At 61.7% G+C, this 23065-nt stretch carries 20 protein-coding genes; 5 read left to right on the forward strand and 15 right to left on the reverse strand.

Annotated features, from left to right (window positions below; translation table 11 throughout):
* Positions 1-21: 21 nt before the first annotated feature.
* The 3 genes from clpB to rluD form a co-directional block, all read right to left on the reverse strand.
* The gene (gene clpB / locus QNH97_RS24265) at positions 22-2586 is read right to left on the reverse strand and encodes an ATP-dependent chaperone ClpB (protein ID WP_025215535.1); all 2565 of its coding nucleotides are present in this window, start codon (positions 2584-2586) and stop codon (positions 22-24) included.
* A gap of 129 nt (positions 2587-2715) precedes the next feature.
* The gene (pgeF, locus tag QNH97_RS24270; RefSeq protein WP_283554242.1) at positions 2716-3441 is read right to left on the reverse strand and encodes a peptidoglycan editing factor PgeF; all 726 of its coding nucleotides are present in this window, start codon (positions 3439-3441) and stop codon (positions 2716-2718) included.
* The gene (gene rluD, locus QNH97_RS24275; protein ID WP_283554243.1) at positions 3438-4400 is read right to left on the reverse strand and encodes a 23S rRNA pseudouridine(1911/1915/1917) synthase RluD; all 963 of its coding nucleotides are present in this window, start codon (positions 4398-4400) and stop codon (positions 3438-3440) included. Before rluD ends, pgeF begins: the two co-directional genes overlap by 4 nt.
* A gap of 151 nt (positions 4401-4551) precedes the next feature.
* On the opposite strand from rluD, the gene QNH97_RS24280 reads away from it, so the two are divergent.
* The 4 genes from QNH97_RS24280 to QNH97_RS24295 all read left to right on the forward strand — a co-directional run bounded on the left by QNH97_RS24280 (position 4552) and on the right by QNH97_RS24295 (position 8894).
* Positions 4552-5568: an outer membrane protein assembly factor BamD gene (locus QNH97_RS24280; RefSeq protein ID WP_283554244.1), complete on the forward strand. Its 1017-nt coding sequence runs from the start codon at positions 4552-4554 to the stop codon at positions 5566-5568.
* 170 nt (positions 5569-5738) lie between these two features.
* Positions 5739-5972: a PP0621 family protein gene (locus QNH97_RS24285; RefSeq protein ID WP_283554245.1), complete on the forward strand. Its 234-nt coding sequence runs from the start codon at positions 5739-5741 to the stop codon at positions 5970-5972.
* Positions 5962-7551: a two-component system sensor histidine kinase NtrB gene (locus tag QNH97_RS24290; RefSeq protein WP_283554246.1), complete on the forward strand. Its 1590-nt coding sequence runs from the start codon at positions 5962-5964 to the stop codon at positions 7549-7551. Before QNH97_RS24285 ends, QNH97_RS24290 begins: the two co-directional genes overlap by 11 nt.
* Positions 7548-8894, forward strand: coding sequence for a sigma-54-dependent transcriptional regulator (locus tag QNH97_RS24295; protein WP_283554247.1), 1347 nt, complete (start codon positions 7548-7550; stop codon positions 8892-8894). Before QNH97_RS24290 ends, QNH97_RS24295 begins: the two co-directional genes overlap by 4 nt.
* A 187-nt stretch (positions 8895-9081) precedes the next feature.
* Here QNH97_RS24295 and QNH97_RS24300 read toward each other — a convergent pair whose 3' ends face one another.
* The 8 genes from QNH97_RS24300 to QNH97_RS24335 form a co-directional block, all read right to left on the reverse strand.
* The gene (locus QNH97_RS24300; RefSeq protein ID WP_283554248.1) at positions 9082-9447 is read right to left on the reverse strand and encodes a DUF6124 family protein; all 366 of its coding nucleotides are present in this window, start codon (positions 9445-9447) and stop codon (positions 9082-9084) included.
* A gap of 1191 nt (positions 9448-10638) precedes the next feature.
* Positions 10639-11739 carry a glycine oxidase ThiO gene (thiO, locus tag QNH97_RS24305; protein ID WP_283554249.1) on the reverse strand — a complete coding sequence of 367 codons (1101 nt, stop codon included), beginning with the start codon at positions 11737-11739 and terminating at the stop codon, positions 10639-10641.
* A gap of 57 nt (positions 11740-11796) precedes the next feature.
* Complete coding sequence (locus QNH97_RS24310) at positions 11797-12198, reverse strand: type IV pilin protein (RefSeq protein WP_283554250.1); 402 nt, start codon at positions 12196-12198, stop codon at positions 11797-11799.
* 10 nt (positions 12199-12208) lie between these two features.
* The gene (locus QNH97_RS24315; protein WP_283554251.1) at positions 12209-15313 is read right to left on the reverse strand and encodes a pilus assembly protein; all 3105 of its coding nucleotides are present in this window, start codon (positions 15311-15313) and stop codon (positions 12209-12211) included.
* Positions 15300-15779: a pilus assembly PilX family protein gene (locus tag QNH97_RS24320; protein WP_283554252.1), complete on the reverse strand. Its 480-nt coding sequence runs from the start codon at positions 15777-15779 to the stop codon at positions 15300-15302. The genes QNH97_RS24315 and QNH97_RS24320 overlap by 14 nt, the downstream gene beginning before the upstream one ends.
* A 10-nt stretch (positions 15780-15789) precedes the next feature.
* Complete coding sequence (locus tag QNH97_RS24325; protein WP_283554253.1) at positions 15790-16515, reverse strand: PilW family protein; 726 nt, start codon at positions 16513-16515, stop codon at positions 15790-15792.
* Entirely contained in the window at positions 16512-16973 is a 462-nt protein-coding gene (pilV, locus tag QNH97_RS24330; protein WP_283554254.1) for a type IV pilus modification protein PilV, read from the reverse strand. The genes QNH97_RS24325 and pilV overlap by 4 nt, the downstream gene beginning before the upstream one ends.
* Complete coding sequence (locus QNH97_RS24335; protein ID WP_283554255.1) at positions 16970-17443, reverse strand: GspH/FimT family pseudopilin; 474 nt, start codon at positions 17441-17443, stop codon at positions 16970-16972. Before QNH97_RS24335 ends, pilV begins: the two co-directional genes overlap by 4 nt.
* A gap of 220 nt (positions 17444-17663) precedes the next feature.
* On the opposite strand from QNH97_RS24335, the gene QNH97_RS24340 reads away from it, so the two are divergent.
* Positions 17664-18179, forward strand: coding sequence for a GspH/FimT family pseudopilin (locus tag QNH97_RS24340; RefSeq protein WP_283554256.1), 516 nt, complete (start codon positions 17664-17666; stop codon positions 18177-18179).
* On the opposite strand, the gene ispH is transcribed toward QNH97_RS24340, so the two are convergent.
* From ispH to ileS, 4 genes are all read right to left on the reverse strand, one after another.
* Positions 18156-19103, reverse strand: a complete 948-nt coding sequence (gene ispH, locus QNH97_RS24345) for a 4-hydroxy-3-methylbut-2-enyl diphosphate reductase (protein WP_283554257.1) — start codon at positions 19101-19103, stop codon at positions 18156-18158. The two genes, QNH97_RS24340 and ispH, sit on opposite strands and share 24 nt — an antisense overlap.
* Before the next feature lie 172 nt (positions 19104-19275).
* Positions 19276-19713 (reverse strand): FKBP-type peptidyl-prolyl cis-trans isomerase, encoded by a 438-nt coding sequence (gene fkpB / locus QNH97_RS24350; RefSeq protein ID WP_283554258.1) that lies wholly within the window; start codon positions 19711-19713, stop codon positions 19276-19278.
* Positions 19706-20230 (reverse strand): signal peptidase II, encoded by a 525-nt coding sequence (gene lspA / locus QNH97_RS24355; protein WP_283554259.1) that lies wholly within the window; start codon positions 20228-20230, stop codon positions 19706-19708. The genes fkpB and lspA overlap by 8 nt, the downstream gene beginning before the upstream one ends.
* Entirely contained in the window at positions 20223-23054 is a 2832-nt protein-coding gene (gene ileS / locus QNH97_RS24360) for an isoleucine--tRNA ligase (RefSeq protein WP_283554260.1), read from the reverse strand. Before ileS ends, lspA begins: the two co-directional genes overlap by 8 nt.
* Positions 23055-23065 lie beyond the last annotated feature (11 nt).

The raw sequence follows: 23065 nt of genomic DNA on the forward strand, positions 1-23065 counted from the left end.
ACAAGAGACCAGGCAATCGCCTCAGTTGAAGACGATTTCGTCGTTCTCCACAGTGCCTGTCACGGTTTCGCCGGGCATGAAGCGACCGGACAGAATCAACTGCGCCAGCGGGTTTTCGATCCAGCGCTGGATCGCCCGTTTCAGCGGCCGGGCGCCGTAGACCGGGTCATAACCCACGGCGATCAACTTGTCCAAGGCCTCGCTGCTCAGTTGCAGCTTCAGCTCGCGCTCGGTGAGGCGGCTGCGCAGGCGACCGAGCTGGATCTCTGTGATGCCGGCGATCTGATCACGGGCCAGCGGCTCGAAGATCACCACTTCATCCACCCGGTTGATGAATTCCGGCCGGAAGTGCGTGGAAATCGCGTCCATCACCGCAGCGCGCTGCGCCTCGCGGTCCCCTACCAGCTCCTGGATCTGCGCCGACCCCAGGTTGGAGGTCATCACAATCACCGTGTTACGGAAGTCCACCGTGCGCCCGTGGCTGTCGGTCAGGCGACCATCCTCCAGCACTTGCAGCAGAATGTTGAACACATCCGGGTGGGCCTTCTCGACCTCATCGAGCAGGATCACCGAGTACGGCTTGCGACGTACCGCTTCGGTCAGGTAACCGCCTTCCTCATAACCGACGTAACCCGGTGGGGCGCCGATCAGCCGTGCCACGGAATGCTTCTCCATGAACTCGGACATGTCGATGCGCACCATGGCCTCTTCGGTGTCAAAGAGGAACTCGGCCAGCGCCTTGCACAGCTCGGTTTTACCGACCCCGGTCGGGCCGAGGAACATGAACGAGCCGCTCGGACGATTAGGGTCCGACAACCCAGCGCGGGAACGACGCACGGCATTGGACACCGCCACCACCGCTTCTTCCTGGCCAATCACACGCTGGTGCAACAGGCTTTCCATCTTCAGCAACTTGTCGCGCTCGCCCTCGAGCATTTTCGACACGGGAATACCGGTCCACTTGGAAACCACTTCGGCAATCTCTTCCTCAGTGACTTTGCTGCGCAGCAACTGGTTTTCGCTCTTGCCGTGCTGGTCGACCATTTGCAGGCTGCGCTCCAGGTCCGGGATCACCCCGTACTGCAGCTCGGCCATGCGGTTGAGGTCGCCTTTGCGGCGGGCCGCTTCCAGTTCCTGGCGGGACTGTTCGATTTTTTGCTGGATCTGCGCCGAACCCTGGACTTCGGCTTTCTCCGAGTTCCAGATCTCCTCGAGATCGGAATACTCGCGCTCATGACGAACGATTTCTTCCTGCAATTTCTCCAGGCGCTTCTTCGCCGCCTCGTCGCTTTCTTTCTTCAGGGCCTGGGATTCGACCTTGAGCTGAATCAGGCGCCGCTCCAGGCGATCCAGCACTTCGGGCTTGGAGTCGATTTCCATGCGAATGCGGCTGGCGGCCTCATCAATCAGGTCGATGGCCTTGTCCGGCAATTGCCGGTCGGTGATGTAGCGGTGGCTGAGCTTGGCCGCCGCGATAATCGCGCCGTCGGTGATCGCCACCTTGTGGTGAACTTCGTAGCGTTCTTTAAGGCCGCGCAGGATGGCGATGGTGTCTTCTTCGCTCGGCTCTTCCACCAGCACTTTCTGGAAACGCCGCTCCAGGGCCGCGTCCTTTTCTATGTACTGGCGGTACTCGTTGAGTGTGGTCGCGCCGACACAGTGCAACTCGCCACGGGCCAGCGCAGGCTTGAGCATGTTGCCGGCGTCCATCGAGCCTTCGCCCTTACCGGCACCGACCATGGTGTGCAATTCGTCGATGAACAGAATGATCTGCCCTTCCTGCTTCGACAGCTCATTGAGCAGGGATTTGAGCCGCTCTTCGAATTCGCCACGGTACTTGGCACCAGCAATCAGCGCGCCCATGTCCAGGGACAACAAGCGCTTGCCCTTGAGGCCGTCCGGCACTTCGCCGTTGATGATGCGCTGGGCCAGGCCCTCGGCGATGGCGGTTTTACCCACGCCAGGCTCACCGATCAGCACTGGATTGTTCTTGGTGCGGCGTTGCAGCACCTGGATCGTGCGGCGGATTTCGTCGTCGCGACCAATCACGGGGTCGAGCTTGCCTTCCTCGGCGCGCTTGGTCAGGTCGACAGTGTATTTGTCCAGCGCCTGGCGGGACTCCTCGTGGTTGGCGTCGTTCACCGCTTCGCCGCCACGCAGGTTGTTGATGGCATTTTCCAGGGCTTTCTTGCTCACGCCCTGGCCCAGCAGCAGTTTGCCGAGCTTGCTGTTCTCGTCCATGGCGGCGAGCAGCACCAACTCGCTGGAAATGAACTGATCGCCTTTCTGCTGGGCCAGGCGATCTGCCTGGTTGAGCAGCCGCGCCAGATCCTGGGACATGTTCACGTCCCCTGTCGGATTCTGGATCTTGGGCAACTGGTCGAGTTCTTTGGTCAATTCTTTACGCAGGCTGCTCACGTCAAAGCCTACCTGCATCAGCAGTGGCTTGATGGAGCCGCCCTGCTGCTCGAGCATGGCCTGCATCAAGTGCGCCGGCTCGATACCGGGATGGTCCAGCCCGACGGCCAACGATTGGGCATCGGACAGGGCCAGTTGTAATTTACTGGTCAAACGATCAATACGCATGGGTCACCTTCCTTTTGAGCAGGCCGGACCGAAAAACATCCTGAATGAAGAAACCTGCCAGATACCGTTATAGATGTGGTCGATTCTGGAAGATTCAAGCAGCACACCCTTGATACAGATCAGAGAAGTCTAGCGTTCGAGCCAGATCAGCGAGGCAAAGCGACCGGTGCGCGGATTGCGGCGGTAGGAAAAGAAGCGTGGGTCGGTCACGGTACATAGACCGCCACCGTAGACCGCCGTGACGCCCCGCGCCGACAGCCGCAGACGTGCCAACGCATAGATGTCGGCGAGGAACTTGCCGGCGTTGTGGCTGGGGACGAAGGCTTGGGCCGCCTGGGGCAACTGCGCGATGAAGGCTTCCCGCACCTCGGGCCCGACTTCGAAGGCTTGCGGGCCGATGGCCGGGCCGAGCCAGGCAAGGATTTCATCGGCTGGCACTGCGAGGCTGTCCAAGGTGGCTTCCAGCACGCCGTTCGCCAGCCCGCGCCAACCGGCATGGGCCGCCGCGACGCGGGTGCCGGCACGGTTGCAGAACAACACGGGCAAGCAGTCCGCGGTCATCGCCGCGCACGCGATACCCGGCGTGGCGGTCCAGCTGGCATCGGCGGTTGCCACCTGGGCCGGGTCAGCCTCGACCACGGCAATGCCGTGGACCTGCTGCAACCAGGCCGGTGTGATGGCGAAGTGATCGGTGAGGCGGCGACGGTTTTCAGCGACGGCCGCAGGGTCGTCGCCCACATGATCGCCCAGATTGAGGCTGTCGAACGGCGCCAGGCTGACGCCGCCCCCACGGGTGGTGACGCAGGCCTTTACCCGGCCCGGCGTGGGCCAGTCGGGTATCAGCCAGTCACTCATCCGATGAACGCCTCGCGGTCCTGCTTGAGCAAGGTCAGCAGCCAGACGAAGTCATCCGGCAACGGCGACTCCCAGCTCATGCGTATACCGGTGGTCGGATGATCCAGCTCCAGGAAACGTGCGTGCAGTGCCTGGCGCGGGAAGTTTTTCAGCGACTCGACCATCGTGATGCTGGCGGCTGGCGGAATGCGGAAACGTCCGCCGTAGGCCGGATCACCCACCAACGGGAAGTTGATGTGGGCCATGTGCACACGAATCTGGTGAGTACGGCCGGTCTCCAGCTTGACCCGCACGTGCGTGTGGGAGCGGAACCGTTCGAGCACGCGGTAATGACTGACCGCCTGCTTGCCCCCCTCCATCACCGCCATGCGCTGGCGCTGCTGGCCATGACGACCGATGGGGGCATTGATCTTGCCACCGGCCGTAACCACGCCGATCACGATGCATTCATAGATACGGCTGACACTGCGGCTTTGCAGCTGTGTGACCAGCTGTGTCTGCGCCTGGATGGTCTTGGCCACCACCATCAGACCGGTGGTGTCCTTGTCCAGGCGGTGCACGATGCCGGCGCGCGGCACATTGATGATACCGGGCACATGGTGCAGCAGGGCGTTGAGCAGGGTGCCATCGGCATGACCCGCCGCCGGGTGCACCACCAGGCCCGCAGGTTTGTTGATCACCAGGATGTCATCGTCTTCATAGACGATGTCCAGGGCGATGTCCTGGGCGACCCATTCTCCCTGGGCCTCCTGCTCGGCAGTCAGCTCGAGGATGGCGCCGCCATGGACGATGTCGCGCGGGCGGATCACCGCCCCATCCACAGTCAGGCGGCCGTCCTTGATCCAGGCGGAAAGGCGCGAGCGAGAGTGCTCGGCGAAGAGTTGTGCGGCGACTTGATCGAGGCGTTGGCCGCCCAATTCGGACGGCACCTCTGCGCGAAGTTCTATTTTATCGGACATGCTCGGACTAGGCGTCGGCACAGCCTTTGGTTTCGGCTGCGCGCTTGTGGTTAAATACGGCGTCTTTTGCCCCGAGGCTTTTCAACGGGGCGCTCATCATAACAGGACGGCCCCGCCCAAGACAGCGGCCGTCATAGGGACGCAAGCCGCCATGCAAGTGAAACACCTGCTGCTGATCGCCATCCTCGCATTGACCGCTGCTTGCTCGTCGAAGGAAGTCGTAGACGAAAACCTGAGCGAAGTCGAGCTGTACCAACAGGCGCAGACCGACCTGGACAACAACAGCTACACCAGTGCCACAGCCAAGCTGAAGGCGCTGGAGTCGCGGTATCCGTTCGGGCGCTACGCCGATCAGGCCCAGCTGGAGCTGATCTACGCCAACTACAAGAACGCCGAGCCGGAAGCTGCGAAGTCCGCCGCCGAGCGTTTCATTCGTCTGCACCCGCAGCACCCGAACGTCGATTACGCCTATTACCTCAAGGGCCTGACCTCCTTCGACCAGGACGTCGGCCTGCTGGCGCGCTTCCTGCCGCTAGACATGACCAAGCGTGACCCGGGCGCCGCGCGCGACTCCTACAACGAGTTCGCCCAGCTGACCAGCCGCTTCCCCAACAGCCGCTACTCGCCGGACGCCAAGCAGCGCATGATCTACCTGCGCAACCTGCTGGCGGCCTACGAAATCCACGTGGCCGACTACTACCTGACCCGTCAGGCCTACGTCGCCGCTGCCAACCGTGGCCGCTACGTGGTGGAGAACTTCCAGGAAACCCCATCGGTGGGCGACGGCCTGGCGGTGATGACCGAAGCGTACCAGCGTCTGCACCTGGACGACCTGGCCGCCACCAGCCTGGAAACCCTCAAGCTGAACTACCCGGATCACCCTTCCCTGGTCGATGGCCAATTCACCCCACGGGTGGACGAAGCCGACAACCGTTCGTGGCTGAGCAAGGCCACCTTGGGCCTGATCGAATCCCGTCCGCCGCTGCCACCAGGCGAAACCCGCGCCAACCAGGACGTACAGCGTCAGTTCCAGGATGCCAAGGAAGCCATTCCGAGCGAGCTCAAGCCCAAGGACGAAAATGGCGACGTGATCGAAGAAGAAGAGCCTGAAAGCGAGTCCAGCGACCGTTCCTGGTTCAGCTACATGACCTTCGGCGTGTTCGACTGATCAATCGAAAAACACCTGACGATGATGACTCCCACGCTACGCGTGGGAATGATCAACTCAAAAAGGGAGACCCACGGGTCTCCCTTTTTTGTGCCTGGCCTTTATTGCGCTGTGCGCCGCTCCAGTCCTTTGGCTAAACTGCCGGATCACTCGCCAGAAAGCCGCCCATCATGCTTCGTTTATTGATCTTGTTCGCCGTCGTTGCCGCCGCCATATGGATCTTTCGCGGGGTGAAGTCTGGCCCTCGCGCGTCGCGCTCCACCCCGGAGCAAGACGCACCGCCCATGGTCCGTTGCGCCCATTGCGGCGTCCACCTGCCTCGTGACCGGGCACTGGCCCTCGAACAACAGTGGTATTGCAGCCAGGCTCATCTCGAGCAAGGCCCAGGCCCCCGTGACCACTGAGGCCTCAAGCCCACGCGTCAAACAGGCGCAGCGCCTGCTGCGTCTCTATCACCTGTACCGCCTGAGCATCGGCATCACCCTGGTGCTGCTGATCTCCAGCAACATGGACAACCGCCTGCTGGAGTTCGCCAACGACGACCTGCTGCGCAGCGGCAGCTGGTTGTACTTGGTGCTGAACATCCTGCTGGTGGTGTTCCTTGAAAACACCCGCCGCCCTGCCCGGCTGTTCGGCCTGGCACTCACCGATGTGCTGTTGCTGTCGTGGCTGTTCTTCGTCGCTGGCGGCACCCCCAGTGCCATCGGCAACCTGCTTATCGTCTCGGTCGCCATCGGCAACACGCTGTTGCGCGGCCGAATCGGCCTGCTGATCGCCGCCGTAGCCACGATCGGTATCGTCAGCTCGACGTTCTTCCTCGGCCTGAGCGATTCAAACCGTCCCAGCAGTTATCTGCAGGCCGGCACCCTGGGGGCGCTGTGTTTTGCCGCCGCCCTGCTGGTGCAAGGCCTGACCCGGCGACTGGAAGCCAGCGAAACCCTGGCCGAGCAACGCGCCAGCGAAGTGATCGGCCTCGAAGCGCTCAACGCGCTGATCCTGCAACGCATGCGCACCGGCATCCTGGTGCTTGATCGCGAGCGCCGGGTGCAATTGGCCAACGAAAGCGCGCTGAACCTGCTGGGCATGCACGACCTGGTCGGCCAGCCAATCGACGACTACTCCACGGCACTGGTCGAGCGCCTGCAACTCTGGCTGAACAACCCCAGCCTGCGCCCGCAGAGCCTGACCATCAGCGGCACCGGCCTCACCCTGCAACCGAGCTTCATCGCCCTGGGGCACAACGACCAGCATCAAACCCTGGTATTCCTCGAAGACCTGGCCCAAGTTGCCCAGCATGCCCAGCAGCTCAAACTCGCCTCCCTCGGCCGCCTGACCGCCGGCATCGCCCACGAAATCCGCAACCCCTTGGGGGCAATCAGCCATGCGGCGCAATTGCTGCGCGAATCCGAGGAACTGAACACCGCGGATCGGCGTCTGACGCAGATTATTCAAGACCACTCCCAACGAATGAATCGCGTCATTGAAAACGTCCTGCAACTGTCTCGCCGCCAGCAAACCACGCCCCAACGCCTGGATCTGCGGGCCTGGCTCGACCAGTTCGTCCGTCAGACCCGCGAAAGCGCAACCGGGCACCAGCTATTGCACCTGAGTATCGATCCGGGCGACTACACCACGCTGATGGACCCCGACCAGTTGACCCAGGTGCTCGACAACCTGTTGCGCAACGCTTGGCGCCACAGCGCCATGCGTCATGAACAGGCCGAGGCCTGGCTGAAACTGTTCATCGACCCCCACAGCCAGTTATCCACCCTGGACATCCTCGACAACGGCCCCGGTGTGACACCGGACCAGCAAGCGCACCTGTTCGAACCCTTCTTCACCACCAGCAACCAAGGCACCGGCCTTGGGCTCTATCTGTCCCGTGAGCTGTGCGAAAGCAACCAGGCCCGCCTAGACTTCAAACCACGCCAAGGCGGCGGCTGCTTTCGCATCACCTTTGCTCACGGACGGAAACAGATTTGAATATTCGCTCACGGCAACGAATCCTGATCGTCGATGACGAACCGGACATTCGCGAACTCCTGGAGATCACCCTGGGAAGGATGAAACTCGGCACCCGCAGCGCCAAGAACCTCGCCGAGGCCCAAAGCCTGTTGATGGACGAAACCTTTGACCTGTGCCTGACCGACATGCGCCTGCCCGACGGCACCGGCCTGGAGCTGGTGCAGCACATCCAGCAGCGTTACCCCCAACTTCCCGTGGCGATGATCACCGCCTACGGCAGCCTGGAAACCGCCATCGACGCCCTCAAAGCCGGGGCCTTCGACTTCCTGACCAAACCAGTCGACCTGGGCCGCCTGCGGGAGCTGGTCACCAGCGCCTTGCGCCTGCCATCCGTCGCCACACCGGCCGCCACCATCGAGCGCTGCCTGCTGGGCGACTCCCCACCGATGCGCAGCGTACGCAAACAGATCGAAAAACTCGCCCGCAGCCAGGCGCCGGTGTACATCAGCGGGGAGTCAGGCTGCGGCAAGGAACTGGTTGCCCGATTGATCCACGAACAAGGTCCCCGCACCAGCCAGCGTTTTGTGCCGGTCAACTGTGGGGCCATTCCCACCGAGCTGATGGAAAGCGAGTTTTTCGGTCATCGAAAAGGCAGTTTCACTGGCGCCATCGAAGACAAACCCGGGTTGTTCCAAGCAGCCCACGGCGGGACCCTGTTCCTCGACGAAGTGGCCGACCTGCCCTTGGCCATGCAGGTCAAATTGCTGCGGGCGATCCAGGAAAAAGCCGTGCGCGCCGTCGGCGGCCAGCAGGAAGAAGTGGTGGATGTACGCATCCTCTGCGCGACCCACAAGGACCTGGACGGTGAAGTCGCCGCCGGGCGCTTTCGCCAGGATCTGTACTACCGGCTTAACGTCATCGAACTGCGCGTGCCGCCATTGCGTGAACGCCGCGAAGACATTGGGCTGTTGGCCGATCACATGCTCCAGCGCCTGGCGGCCAACGCCGGCAGCCCTGCGGTCAAGCTTCATCCCCAAGCGCTGGACGCCCTGCGCAACTACCGCTTCCCGGGCAATGTGCGGGAACTGGAGAACATGCTCGAGCGGGCCTATACCCTTTGTGAGCATCAACAGATCGAAGCCGACGACCTGCGCCTGGCCGAGGGTAATGGCAGCGCTGAGGCGGGCAATCCCGACTTGATGCAGGTCGACAACCTGGAAGACTACCTGGAAGACGTCGAGCGCAAACTGATTCTCCAGGCCCTGGAGGAAACCCGCTGGAACCGCACGGCGGCGGCGCAGCGGTTGAAGCTGTCGTTTCGGTCGATGCGGTATCGGTTGAAGAAACTTGGGTTGGATTGAGCCACGGTTTTGAAGCCCACGCTGATCCCCGTGGCGAGGGAGCTTGCTCCCGCTGGGCTGCGCAGCAGACCCGAACCTGGCACCTCGGTGTGTCAGGTTGTTTGAGTCGCTGCTTTTGGGGCTGCTTCGCAGCCCAGCGGGAGCAAGCTCCCTCGCCACGGGTTCTGTGTTCACCTTGGCTGCTTTTCTAGCCCTTCGTCACCGGCACCTGCTCGTCCAGCACACGATTGGCCAGTAACTCACTCAACTCGATCAGCTGTTGCACTCCCAATGCAACATGCCGTCGCGAGCCGTCGAGTTCGAAGGCCAGGTCGCTGATTGTTGCATTGGCTGAGGTCAAGGTTTCGCTGAGGTTGGCGAGGAGGCATTCGGTGTCTATGCCTTCCACGACGGTGAATAGCTGGTTTGAGGATGGTTTCTTTTTGGCTTCAGGCGTTGGAGCCAGGTAATAGTCGAGGGCGCGCTGGGCGGCTTCGTCGAGCTTTTTGGGGTTAAGGCTGGCGTTGGGAGAAGCGTTATTGGTTTCTGAAGGTGATGGAGGTTTGTTACACATAGCGGTACTCCAAAGGGGGAATGGATTACCAAGTTTTCGGGCCGCGACGCCCGGCCGCTGAATTGGCAGCGACGGGAGAAGGTTAGCTAGAGCCCTTCCCACCCGGCAACCGCCAGAACTCGTCGGAAATGTCTGCTTAAATTAGAAGGTTGTCCGACCATTCCCACAAATTCTGATTTGGCTGTCAGGGCATCGGGGGGGTGTATATCCATTTCTGCGGTAACGGCTACTTAGGGTTCCGCCCTGACGGCGGGTCACTTTCGAAGATCCGGAAGCCGGCCCAGGCGAAAGTAACCAAAGCGCTTCTGCCCCACCACTCGGTGCCTCGCCTAGGCTCGGCATGCCCTCACTCCGGCATTGCTCCGTGGGCCCGCCGCGAAGGACCATCCATGGTCCAGCGCGGCTACCTCGGCATCCATGCCGAGGTGCCCACTGCGCAATGCCTGCGTTCGGCCAGCGTGGTTAATGGGGCGCCCGAGATCAACGTCCGCCGCGAGGCGGCCTGATAGCCGACCTGGTTCTTGATGGGGATCGCGTTTCCCCTGTGGGAGCGAGCCTGCTCGCGAAGGCGGTGGTTCAGTTAGATAGAGATTGGATTTACTGTCGTCATCGCGAGCGAACTCGCTCCCACACTGGGTCGGTGACGATCTACAGATTTGCGGCCATTGCAAATCCCTGTGGGAGCGAGCTTGCTCGCGATAGCGGTGGATCAGCTTGCATCAGCGTTGGATGTGCCACCGTCTTCGCGGGCAAGCCACACAGTTAGATCGAAGTACAGTCGCCAGAGCCAGGTCAGCTGTCAGGCCGCCTTCGCGAGCGGGCTCGCTCCCACAGGAGGAACGCGTTCACCCTAAGCCAGGTCGGCTATAAGGCCGCCTCGCAATGGACGTTGATCTCGGGCGCCCCATTAACCACGCTGGCCGAACGTAGGTATTGCGCAGAGGGCAACCCGGCATGGATGCCGGGTTAGCCGCGCTGGGCCATGGAGGGCCCTTCGCGGCGGCCCACGGAGCAATGCCTACGTTCGGGCATGCCGAGCCCTAGCGAGGCACCGAGTGGTGGGGCAAAAGCGCTTTGGTTACTTTCGCCTGGGCCGGCTTCCGGATTTTCGAAAGTGACCCGCCGTCAGGGCGGAACCCTAAGCCGCCGTTACCGCAGCAACGGATATGTACTCAATAAAAAGCCCCAAACCTACAACCGCCCCGCCAACGCATAAGGCGCAGGATCAATCACCGCCTCCCGCCCCAACATCAGATCCGTAAACAACCGACACGACGCCGGCGCCAGCACCAACCCATTGCGATAATGCCCACAATTCAACCACAGCCCCGCAAACCCCGGCACTTCGCCAATATAGGGAATGCCCTCCGGAGACCCAGGCCGCAGCCCAGCCCAATGCCCAACCACCTCAGCCCCCGCCAACGCCGGAATCAACTGCTGCGCCGAAGCCTTCAGACTCTCCAGGGCAACATCAGTCGGCGTCTTGTCAAAACCCTCCCGCTCCAGCGTACTGCCCACCAGAATATGACCATCGCGACGAGGAATCGCATAACGCCCCTTGGCCAACACCATGCTCGATAAAAAATTCGACGCACACTTATACAAAATCATCTGGCCCTTGACCGGCTCGACCGGCAGCCTCAGCCCCAGCGTCTTGAGCAACTCGCCACTCCAGGCGCCAGCCGCCAAAACCACCTGATCGCCACGCATAGGCCCCGCCGAGCTGTCCACCCCGACAACACGCTCACCCTCGCGAATGAACCCACTGACTTCGCAGTGCTCATGAACCGTGACGTTGGGCAGCGCCAACAACGCGGCCCTGAGAGACTTCACCAACCGGGGATTGCGCACGTTGGCCACATCCGCCATGTAGATCGCCCGGGAAAAACCCGCCCCCAGAACCGGCACAGCATCATGAACAGCAGAGATATCCACAGCCCGCAGCGGGCGCCCTTGCCGCTCGGCCCAGGCCAGCGCCTCATTCTGATCATCCAGGTCCAACCAATACAGGCCAGTGACATGCACTTGCGGATCGATCCCCGTGGCCGCAAACAAACGCTGGCCCAACTGTGGATAAAAATCCTGCGACCAATGGGCCAGCGCGGTGACCGCCGGGCTATAGCGCCACGGGTACAACGGCGAAACGATACCGCCACCGGCCCAGGACGATTCCTGGCCGACACTGGACCGGTCCAACAGCACCACACGCTGCCCTTCGGACGCCAGATTGAACGCCGTCAGCAGGCCGATGACCCCACCGCCGACAATCACCACTTGCTGTTGCCTGGTCATGTTCTGATTCGACTCATAAGACAGAGGGCGCAAGACAGCGCCCCGAATAAAAGAAACTCAGCGCCCCCAGCAATCCTTGGTGGTCACCCCGGCGGCGGTGTTTTCCACGGTTCGTGCGCCGGTATTGGTGATCTTGAAGTCACCGCATTTGTCCGTCGCCATGGACGAGCCACTCTTGCGCACGGCGGTCAGGATGAAACTCTGGTCCGTCAGCGCCTGGTTGATGGTGTAGAAATCGTTACCGCCGCTTAATCCGGTCGCATTGGTATAGACGTTGTTCTTTGAATAGTGGCGTTCGAGAATCTGCGCCTGCTCCGATAACAACCCGGCGATTTCGGTGCGTCGACCCTTCTTCATGTATTCGGTCAGGCTCGGATAGCCAACGGTGATCACGATACCGATGATCGCAATCACGATCATGATCTCGATCAAGGTGAAACCTCGGTTGGATCTGCGCATACCTTACCTCTCACTGAATTTGTCGCCACATGATACGACGGCTGCCGCCCACGGTTTTTCCCAACAGTTCGGTGATGTTGCCGCTGGAGTCGTTGACGATCATGTTGGTGGCCCCGCTGGTGCTGACGACCGCGCTTAAAGTCGGGATACCGCCCGTGAAGACCACCCCGCTGGAAATCGTGTCGAGGCTATTGAGCGTGCCGTCACCGTTGGTGTCGAGCACCGCGTAGTTGAGCATCTTACCGTTGAACGCATCCACTTCGATCAGTTTGCCAGTACCGAAGCTGGCGCACAGGTCGGTGGTGTCCACGGCGGCCGTGGTAAAGACCACGCGCCCGAGCACCAGGTTGGCCGGGTTGATCACCCGCTCCCCAGTCAGCACATTGTTGTACACCAGGGGCAGGTACCAGCCTTTCTTCGCAGGATAGGTCACGTCGGTCTGGCTGGTGGTCACGAACTGCCCCGTGCTGCCTGAAAACACCCCGGTGATGGACTGGGCCTGCAGGCTCGACACCGTGATTTGCCCCGCCCCGCCGATGGCGTCCCAGATCGAGTAGAACCCTTGCAGGTCCTTGTTGAGTTTGTCCGTCGCCTCGTTGAACTTGCCGGTGCCGAAAAACACCTGGGTGCCGCCCTGGGGGTTGTCGGCCAGCAACGGTTGAACGGTGATCGGCTGGGTCGCGCCACCGGGCGCGGTGAACAATGGTTGCCCGGAAAACGCCACGCCCCAAGCGGTCGGAGAGGTGCCACTGAGGTCGAATTTCCACATCCGCCCTCTCAAGTCGCCCCCATACGCAGCCTGCACCACGTTCTGGGAATTGACCCGTAGCTTGACCGACGACAGGCCGTTATTGGTCTCACTGCTGTTGATGACGATTTTCCTGATCAACGAACCGTCGCGGATATCCACCACGTACAACGCCGCCACGCCGCTGTTGCTGCCATAGCCATTGGAGATAAATGCCGCCCAGCGTCCATCCGCCAGGCGGGCGACTTCGGGGCGGGCGTAGGCGTAGCCCAAATCATTGAAGGCGTTGGCCGCGTTGGCAACGGCCGGTGCGCTGATTTCCCACAACGCCCGCAACGCATTGCCCGCCGCCGCATCGAACAGTTGGACCGCGAAGAACGTCTTGCCTCCGGCACCCGTGCCGCCCAGGGCCAGCGTCTTCCAGGCGCTTCCCGACTGCGTATCGAATACGCCGATCTGGCCATCCACCAAAAACTTGTGGCTCACACCATTGATGTAGTTGGTATCGGCAATGTCCTGCAACGAGGGCAGCACGTTCGACGGCATGTAGGCGTAACGCCGCGTGCCGTTGGCGCTGTTGATGACACTGAAAAAGCCGTCGTTGGCGTTCACCACCAGGCTGGTATCCATGTTCGTCGCCTTGGTCGCCAGGTAGGTGCTGTAGCTGGTGTCGTTCAGCAAGTCCGCAGCGGTCTGCTCGTTGGGCGATGCCAGTACCAGCGGCGAATTGATGATGTCCCCCAGCAACGCGCTACGTACTTTGAGGCCGGTTTTATTGACGCCCTTGCTCCATTGCACCAGATCGTTGCCGGTAATTCCCGTGGGCAGGCTCTGGCTGAGGCTGGTTTGCTGGGCCGGTGAAAAGTTAGCGTAGGCCAGGGTGACAGGCACGTTGGTCGCGGTATTCCACGACTGATAAATCGGTGCCGTGGCGCTGGGCACGATGGCCGTGTCGGTGGTCCACTGCACCGCTGCCCTGTTGACCGTGCCGGCCGCGGTGAAGCCGAACGCCCGGATGGTCCCGCGCCAGTCCTTGGGGTCATAAGTGGTCTGGTAGTAACTGGAGGTGCTGGACAACGTGGCGGCATTGGTCGTGCCAGCGCCACCGGACCCGGCTTTGGAGGTGATGTCACTCAGGGCCGATGACAGGGCCGAGTTCAGGCCTTCGCTGTCGGTCGCTTGGTAATACTTGCCCGCGCCATAGCGGGCGGCATCGGACAACATCTGGTTGGTGGCGGTAAAACCCACGGTGTAGGTATTGAGGTACTGCCGGGGAAAATCCGTGGCGTTCCAGCTCTGGCCGGTGGCGTCGGTGCCGGTGGACCGCATGTCGATGTCGAAGGCGAACTTGGCGATGTCGTCCAGGTACAGCGTGTCGCCCTCGCCATCACCATTGAGACTGGCACCATCGTTGTTGATGCCATCCCAATTTGGCAATCGGGCCAAGCCCTGTGGGTCGTTGCTGGGAAACGTTCGGTCAAAGGTGGGTAACCCGTCGGTGATCACCACGCCGAAGTTCTTCTGGCAGCGGTACTGGATCGGGCTGGTGTAGGTGCTCGGCGTACCGTTGTAGTACGGCGCCATGCCCCTGAAGTAGCGGGTCACTTCGTAATAGCTCTCGGCTAGTGGCGTATTCGCGACGGCGCCCAAGGCGTTGATAGCGTTGATCAGGGCGTTGTAGTTAGTGTTGGCCTGGGTCTGGGTCACGCTGCCGCTAACCGGTGAAAGGTCGCTGACCGCGCGGGCGATGTAGCCTCCGGGACCGGAGTTGTTGCTGTTGGGCGGGTTGAAGGTGGCGAGGCCAATGCGCAAGGCACGGTTAGCGGCGACCAAGTCGTTGGAGACATCCCGTGCCACGTTGATTCGATAGTCGGTGGGAATCGTGCCGGTGGTGAAGTCCCGGCTCGAACCGTTGGCCAACGTCACCAGGTAAGACAAGTACTTGGCCGTGTATCGGGTATCGCCGTTACCCACCGGGTCAGGCAGCCTCAAACAGACCCGTCCAATATTGCTTCGGTAAAAGCCGTACCAGTTGCCCGCGCTCGAGCAGCCGCCACGGGACAGGCTCGCCAGCAGAACATTGCCATCATCCATATCCAGCGGAGCAATGCTGTTGCAGTTATTGCTGGCCTCACATGTGGAAATAGCTGGCCGGGCCACCGTCGGATCAAACCCCGCCGCCCAGATAATATTATTCATACTCCCCGAGTCATCGATCAGCAGCATCACGTTCGGCGTAACGGCGCCGGCACTCAACAGCGGCGAATCCGAAGGCGTGAACCCATAGGCCGGGGCAGCCAGGTAAAGGCTGAGCAGCGCGCCCCACAGCGCTTGCATCCAGTCGCGGCGCACCTCAGTACTTCGCATAAATGCTCTCCACTACGCTGCGCTGGTTATTCCCCACCACAGCCACCGCCGTGATCCTGTACAGCGTCGCCGACGTATTGCTGGGCACATTGACCGCCGCGAGCGTGGTACCGATGTTTTGCACGCCATAAAACCCGCCGGCGGCGGCGACCCAGGTCACTCCCGAAGATGAATTGCGCCCGGCTACCGAGAGGGTCGCCGACTCGGCCGGAGGGGCGCATTGCGTCGTCGAGGTACAGACCGCCAGCGCATAGGTCTCGACCTGCACCGCACTCTCGCCCATCCTGAGCGCCGCCTCAGCGATCTGGAAAGACTGGTTGCGCAGCATGACGCTACTGGTCATCTTTTCCTGGAGCGTGGCGCTCTGCATCGACGACAGGCCGATGAGCGTCAGCAGCAGCAGGAAAACCAGGCTGACCAGCAAGGCCATGCCGCGCTGGCTGTGTTTGATGGAGGTCGTATTCATCAAGCGCCCCTCACAAGAGCCGGTTGCGCAAAGCGGCAACCACGTTGAAGGTCTGCTCACGCACGGCGTTCTTCGGATCGAAGAGCGTCAGGGTCAGGCGCACGCTGCGAATCAGTGCCGGGTCTGTCGGGTTGCTGCTGTAGCTCGACGCCGCGACTTCCGTCGCGCTGCTGGCCACGCCGAACGTCACATTGAAGGTTCGGACGTTATCCACCAGCACCGCCATGGTCGGGTTGGCAGGACCGCCAGCGGTCTGAACCCCCATCAGCAACTGGTTATTGCTGAAGCTGTAGATCTGTCGCCTTATCGGGAACGCCATCTGCCCGGCCGCTGGCAACCGCACGGCGCTGTAGGCGGTGGCCGAGGTACGACAATCGGAAACCACTGTCCAGGTGGGCGTCCCGCCGCTGTTGCCCACATCCGCTGTCACCAGGGTCAGTTTCAGGTTGGCGTTGTCCCAGCGGATCGGGGTGATCTGGCTGGCATTGAAATCCCCCGCCGTGGACGCATCGGTAATGGTCTCCAGGCAACCGAACATGCCCACCATGCGAATCTCCTGAATCATTTTGCTCAAGGCAAAGCGGGCATCCTCCTGCATCACCGCCGCGGCGCCCTGGCTGACGTAGGTGTTTTTGGCGGCAATGAAAATCTGCACGACGCCCAGCACGACGATCAGGCTGAGCACCAGTGCGATCATCAATTCAATCAGGCCGAATCCCCGGCACTGCTTGTTCATGGCGGCGTCCCCACCGGATCGACGGCAACCCGGCTGGTGAGTACAAAGCTGCGGCGCGCCTCGGCCGCGTCGGTCGTGTTGGCGGCCCGGGTGTCGTCCCAGGAAATGGTAATGGTGTAGACCCGCTGGTTCAGCGCAACGGTACCGGTGGCCGTGGCGCCGCCGAAGGCAACGATGTTGGTCTTGAAATCGTAGAGGTCCTGGTCGCGGGCGACGTTGAGGTTAGGCGAATTGGGGGGAGTGATGGTGTAGTCGGCGCCGGAGTTGGCGCGGATGCGGTCCAGCATGTCATAGGCGATGAAACTGGCCTGGCTGGTCATGCGCGAGCTGTCGGTGTATTTGAGGGCATTGAGCTGGATCATCGCTGCCCCCAGCATGCCCACGCCGAGGATCAGCACCGCCACCAGCACCTCGATCAGCGTCATGCCTTCCTGTGCTTTTTTACTGCAATCCTTCATCCGCAACCACCGCCCAAGACGATTCTTCCATTGAGGCAAACATTCAGCGTCCTGCTCTGCGCCCCCCTTACATAATTGAAACTCACCGGCGTGGACGGGGACGACAACCCGCCCAGATTGTTGAAATCAATGTTGGTCACATCCAAGGTTAGCGTCAGAGTGGCGCCGCTGCCCATCGCTGGAACAACCCGCAATACATTGGGCGACGAGCCGGTGCTGTCGTACACCGCCAGTGCGCTGCTCCAGGCCCCGCCCTCGGCCATGGGGCGAATCCGAGTGGTGACACCACGGTCGATCGCTTCCATCCGGGCGAAGTTCAGCGCCCGGCGCAGATCGCCGATCTCGGTATCGGCCTTGGTGCTTTGCATCGATCCGGTAAACGCCGGCACCGCCATGGTGATCAGGATCAGCAGCACGCCAAGGGCCACCAACACCTCAATCAGCGTGAAACCTTTTGTACGAAGATCCATCGGTGCCCTCCGTTGCCGTCGGCTATACCTGCTTTTACACGCTAGAACATACCACCGCCTGTGGCGAGGGAGCTTGCTCCCGCTCGGGCGCGTAGCGGCCGCTATTTTGGGGTTGCTGCGCAGCCCAGCGGGAGCAAGCTCCCTCGCCACAACTTGCTTCCTGCCACACCGAGTGCCTTGCACTATCGCACCACTTCACATTCTCCAGGGAGGAGATGTCATGCACCAACAGGGCTTCAGCCTCATTGAACTGCTCATGGGACTGGCGATTGCGGCAATTGTTCTGCCCTTGGCCAGCGCTGGCTACAAAGAGCTGATCGAATCCATCGAACGCGAGGACACCGCGCAGTTGCTGATCAGCGGATTGCGCAGCGCGCGCAGCGAAGCCATCACGCGCAGCCGGACAATCGTGCTCAGGGGCATAGACAACGATTGGGGCCGGGGCTGGCGAATGACCCTGGACGACAAGGAGAAGACCGTGCTGATGGAGCGCAGGGCAAACGCTCGGGTGTTCGGCAACCAGCCGATGAGACGCCGGGTGAGGTTCGGCAGTAAAGGGGAAGCGTTGCACCCCGGCGGCGCATTCCAGGCAGGCAGGCTGCATGTCTGCGCCAAACACGGGCCGGTCAGCCACCATCAAGTGATATTGGCGCCCTCCGGCCGCGTCCACCTGGAAAGCGTCGAAGCCGAGCAGGCGCTGTGCGAAAAAGGCTTAAAGCAGGGAGCGAACGCGTAGTTCCTTGGGCATGGAGAAAGTAATGTTCTCCTCGCGACCGGCCAACTCATCGGCACCGGTTGCGCCCCAGGCCTGCAATTGCTGGATCACGCCACGTACCAATACTTCTGGCGCGGAAGCACCAGCGGTAATGCCGATACGCTCGACGCCGTCGAACCAGCTACGTTGCATGTCCTCGGCACCGTCGATCAGGTAGGCCGGTGTGGACATGCGCTCCGCCAGTTCACGCAAGCGGTTGGAGTTGGAACTGTTCGGACTGCCGACCACCAGCACCACGTCACACTCGTTCGCCAGTTGCTTGACCGCGTCCTGACGGTTCTGGGTGGCGTAGCAGATGTCGTCCTTGCGCGGGCCGCCGATGGCCGGAAAGCGAGTGCGCAGGGCGTCGATCACACGGCTGGTGTCGTCCATGGACAGGGTGGTCTGGGTGACAAACGCCAGGCTCTCGGGGTTACGCACCTGCAAGGCCGCGACGTCATCCTCGTCTTCGACCAGGTAGATTGCACCGCCATTGCTGGCGTCGTACTGGCCCATGGTGCCTTCGACTTCCGGGTGGCCCTCGTGGCCGATCAGGATGCATTCGCGACCGTCACGGCTGTAGCGCGCAACTTCGATATGCACCTTGGTCACCAGTGGACAAGTCGCATCGAACACCTTCAGGCCACGGCCGGCGGCTTCGGTCCGCACCGCCTGGGAAACTCCGTGGGCACTGAAGATCACGATGACGTCGTCCGGCACCTGGTCCAGTTCCTCGACGAAAATCGCCCCGCGGCTACGCAGGTCTTCGACGACGAATTTGTTGTGGACCACTTCGTGGCGCACGTAGATCGGCGGCCCGAAGACTTCCAGGGCGCGGTTGACGATTTCGATCGCCCGGTCCACACCGGCGCAGAAGCCACGGGGGTTGGCGAGTTTGATTTGCATGCTGTGCCTCGTGTCTTGCGCGCAAGAAATTGAATCAGTGCAATCCAGTGTGGGAGCGAGCTTGCTCGCGATGGCGGTGGGTCAGTCACCCTGTATTGAAAGTGACTCCGTCATCGCGAGCAAGCTCGCTCCCACAGTGAATCGGGTGGCAGCAGGAACTGCCCGTTAAACCTTAAACCGCCTTCACTTCGATGATTTCCACTTCGAAGTTCAAGGTCTTGCCCGCCAGCGGATGGTTGAAGTCCACGGTCACCTGGGCGTCGTCGAACGCCTTTACCACACCCGGCAGCTCGGTGTTGGCGGCGTCGTTGAAGATCACCAACAGGCCCAGGGACAACTCCATGTCCTGGAACTGGGAGCGTGGCATGGTCTGCACGTTTTGCGGGTTGGGCTGACCAAAGGCGTTTTCCGGTGGAACCACCACGGTGCGTTTGTCGCCGGCCTTGAAACCGAAGATCGCCGCTTCGAAACCTGGCAGCAGGTTGCCGTCGCCGACCTTGAACACGGCCGGGGCCTTGTCGAAGGTGCTGTCGACGGTGTCGCCGTTTTCCAGGTGCAGGGCGAAGTGAAGCTTCACTTCAGTGTTTTGAGCGATACGCTGCTCAGTCATGGACGGCTTCTCCGGTTTTCTTGCTCTTGAACATGTCCAGGGCGAGCATCACAGCGCCCACGGTGATAGCGCTGTCGGCAAAGTTGAACGCCGGGAAATACCAGCGGTTCTGCCAATGCACCAGGATGAAGTCGATCACGTGGCCGAGGGCAATCCGGTCGTACAGGTTGCCCAACGCGCCGCCGAGCACCAGCGCCAGTGCCACGGCGAGCCAGGTTTCGTCACGGCCCAGGCGTTTGAGCCAGACCACCAGCACGCCGCTGACCACGATGGCGATCAGGGCGAACAGCCAGCGCTGCCAGCCCGAACTGTCGGCCAGGAAACTGAACGCTGCCCCCGTGTTATAGGCCAGGGTCCAGCTGAAGTAGTCAGGGATGACCACGATCTGCTGGTACATGGTCAACGAGCCTTCGAAGTAGAACTTGCTGGCCTGGTCAATGACCAGGACCAGCACGCTCAACCAGAGCCAGCTCAGCCGTCCGAAACGGCCCGTTGCGTTAGGCGCCACATTAGGCATAGTGGCGAACCTCGCCGGTGCCGCTGATGTTGTCGACACAACGCCCGCAGATTTCCGGATGCTCCGGGTTCACGCCGACGTCTTCGCGGCAGTGCCAGCAACGGGCGCACTTGGTGTGGCTCGACTTGACGATCTTGAGCTTCAAGCCGCTGACTTCGGTGACCACCGCATCGGCCGGCGCTTGCACCAACGGGGCGACACTGGCAGTGGAGGTGATCAGCACGAAGCGCAGCTCGTTGCCCAGCTTGGCCAGGTCGCCGCTCAGGGCTTCTTCAGCGTAGAGGGTCACTTCGGCCTGCAGGTTGCCACCGACGGCCTTGGCCGCGCGCTGGATCTCCATTTCCTTGTTGACCGCGGTCTTGACCGCCATGATCCGGTCCCAATAGGCACGGTCCAGCTCAAAGCCCTGGGGCAATTCGGTCAGGCCTTCGTACCAGGTGTTGAGCATCACCGATTCGTTGCGCTCGCCCGGCAGGTATTGCCACAGCTCATCGGCGGTGAACGCCAGGATCGGCGCGATCCAGCGCACCAACGCCTCGCTGATGTGGAACAGCGCGGTCTGGCACGAACGACGGGCCTTGCTGTTGGCGCCGGTGGTGTACTGGCGGTCCTTGATGATGTCGAGGTAGAAACCACCCAGCTCCTGCACGCAGAAGTTGTGGATCTTGGAGTAGACGTTCCAGAAGCGATATTCGCCGTAGTGCTCCTGCAACTCGCGTTGCAGCAGCAGGGTACGGTCCACGGCCCAACGGTCCAGGGCGAGCATTTCCTCGGCCGGCAGCAGGTCGATGGCCGGGTTGAAGCCAGTCAGGTTCGAGAGCAGGAAGCGCGCGGTGTTACGGATCCGCCGGTAGGCGTCCGCGCTGCGCTGCAGGATCTGCTCGGACACGGCCATCTCGCCGGAATAGTCGGTGGACGCCACCCACAGACGCATGATGTCAGCGCCCAGGGTGTCGTTGACCTTTTGCGGCGCGATCACGTTGCCCAGGGACTTGGACATCTTGCGGCCAGACTCATCGACGGTGAAGCCGTGGGTCAGCAGCTCGCGGTACGGCGCGTGGTTGTCGATGGCGCAACCGGTCAGCAACGACGAGTGGAACCAGCCACGGTGCTGGTCCGAACCTTCCAGGTACAGGTCGGCACGCGGCCCGGTCTCGTGGCCCATCGGGTGCGAACCGCGCAGCACGTGCCAATGAGTGGTGCCGGAGTCGAACCAGACGTCCAGGGTATCGCTGATCTTGTCGTACAGCGGCGCTTCGTCGCCCAGCAGCTCGGCGGCGTCCATCTTGAACCAGGCTTCGATGCCTTCGACTTCGACGCGCTTGGCCACGGCTTCCATCAGCTCAACGGTGCGCGGGTGCAGCTCGCCGCTTTCCTTGTTCAGGAAGAACGGGATCGGCACGCCCCAGTTGCGCTGGCGGGAGATGCACCAGTCCGGACGGTTGGCGATCATCGAGTGCAGGCGCGCCTGGCCCCAGGCCGGCACGAACTGGGTTTCTTCGATGGCCTTGAGCGAACGCTGGCGCAGGGTGTCGCCAGTGGTGGGCTGCTTGTCCATGCCGATGAACCACTGCGCGGTGGCGCGGTAGATCAGCGGGGTCTTGTGACGCCAGCAGTGCATGTAGCTGTGTTCGATGACGGTGGTGTGCAGCAGCGCGCCGACTTCGGTCAGCTTGTCGACGATGGCCGGGTTGGCTTTCCAGATGAACTGGCCGCCAAAGAATTCCAGCGACGGCACGTACACGCCATTGCTCTGCACCGGGTTGAGGATGTCGTCGTTGACCATCCCGTATTTCTTGCAGGTTACAAAGTCGTCGACGCCATAGGCCGGTGCGGAGTGAACCACGCCGGTGCCCGCGCCCAGTTCCACGTAGTCGGCCAGGTACACCGGCGACAGACGGTCATAGAACGGGTGACGGAAATTGATCAGCTCCAGCGCCGAACCCGGCGCGGTGGCCAGCACCGAGCCTTCGAGGTTGTAGCGCGCCAGGCAGGATTCGACCAGTTCTTCGGCCAGCACCAGAAGTTTGTCGCCGACGTCGACCAGGGCGTAGTTGAATTCCGGGTGGACGTTCAACGCCTGGTTGGCCGGGATGGTCCACGGGGTGGTGGTCCAGATCACGATCGAGGCCGGTTTGCCCAACTGGCCCAAGCCGAAAGCGGCGGCGAGCTTGTCTTCATCGGCAATCGGGAACGCGACGTCGATGGTCGAGGACTTCTTGTTCTCGTACTCGACTTCCGCCTCGGCCAGGGCCGAACCGCAATCGAAGCACCAGTTCACCGGCTTGAGCCCCTTGAACACGAAGCCGCCCTCGACGATTTTCGCCAGGGCACGGATTTCGCCGGCTTCGTTCTTGAAGTCCATGGTCTTGTACGGGTTGGCGAAGTCGCCCAGCACGCCGAGGCGGATGAATTCGGACTTCTGCCCTTCGATCTGTTCAGTGGCGTAGGCACGGCACAGCTCGCGGGTCTTGTCCGCGCCCAGGTTCTTGCCGTGGGTCACTTCGACCTTGTGCTCGATCGGCAGGCCGTGGCAGTCCCAGCCCGGGATATAAGGCGCGTCAAAACCCGACAGGGTCTTGGAGCGGATGATCATGTCCTTGAGAATCTTGTTAAGCGCGTGACCGATGTGAATGGTGCCGTTGGCGTACGGAGGGCCGTCGTGCAGGACGAACTTCGGACGATCCTTGCCAATTTCGCGCAACTTTCCGTACAGGCCAATGCTGTCCCAACGCTGCAGAATCTGTGGTTCGCGCTGAGGCAGGCCGGCCTTCATTGGGAAGGCGGTGTCCGGAAGGTTTAGCGTGGCTTTATAGTCGGTCATTTAAGGCTCTT

Source organism: Pseudomonas sp. G2-4 (genome assembly GCF_030064125.1).
GTDB lineage: Bacteria > Pseudomonadota > Gammaproteobacteria > Pseudomonadales > Pseudomonadaceae > Aquipseudomonas.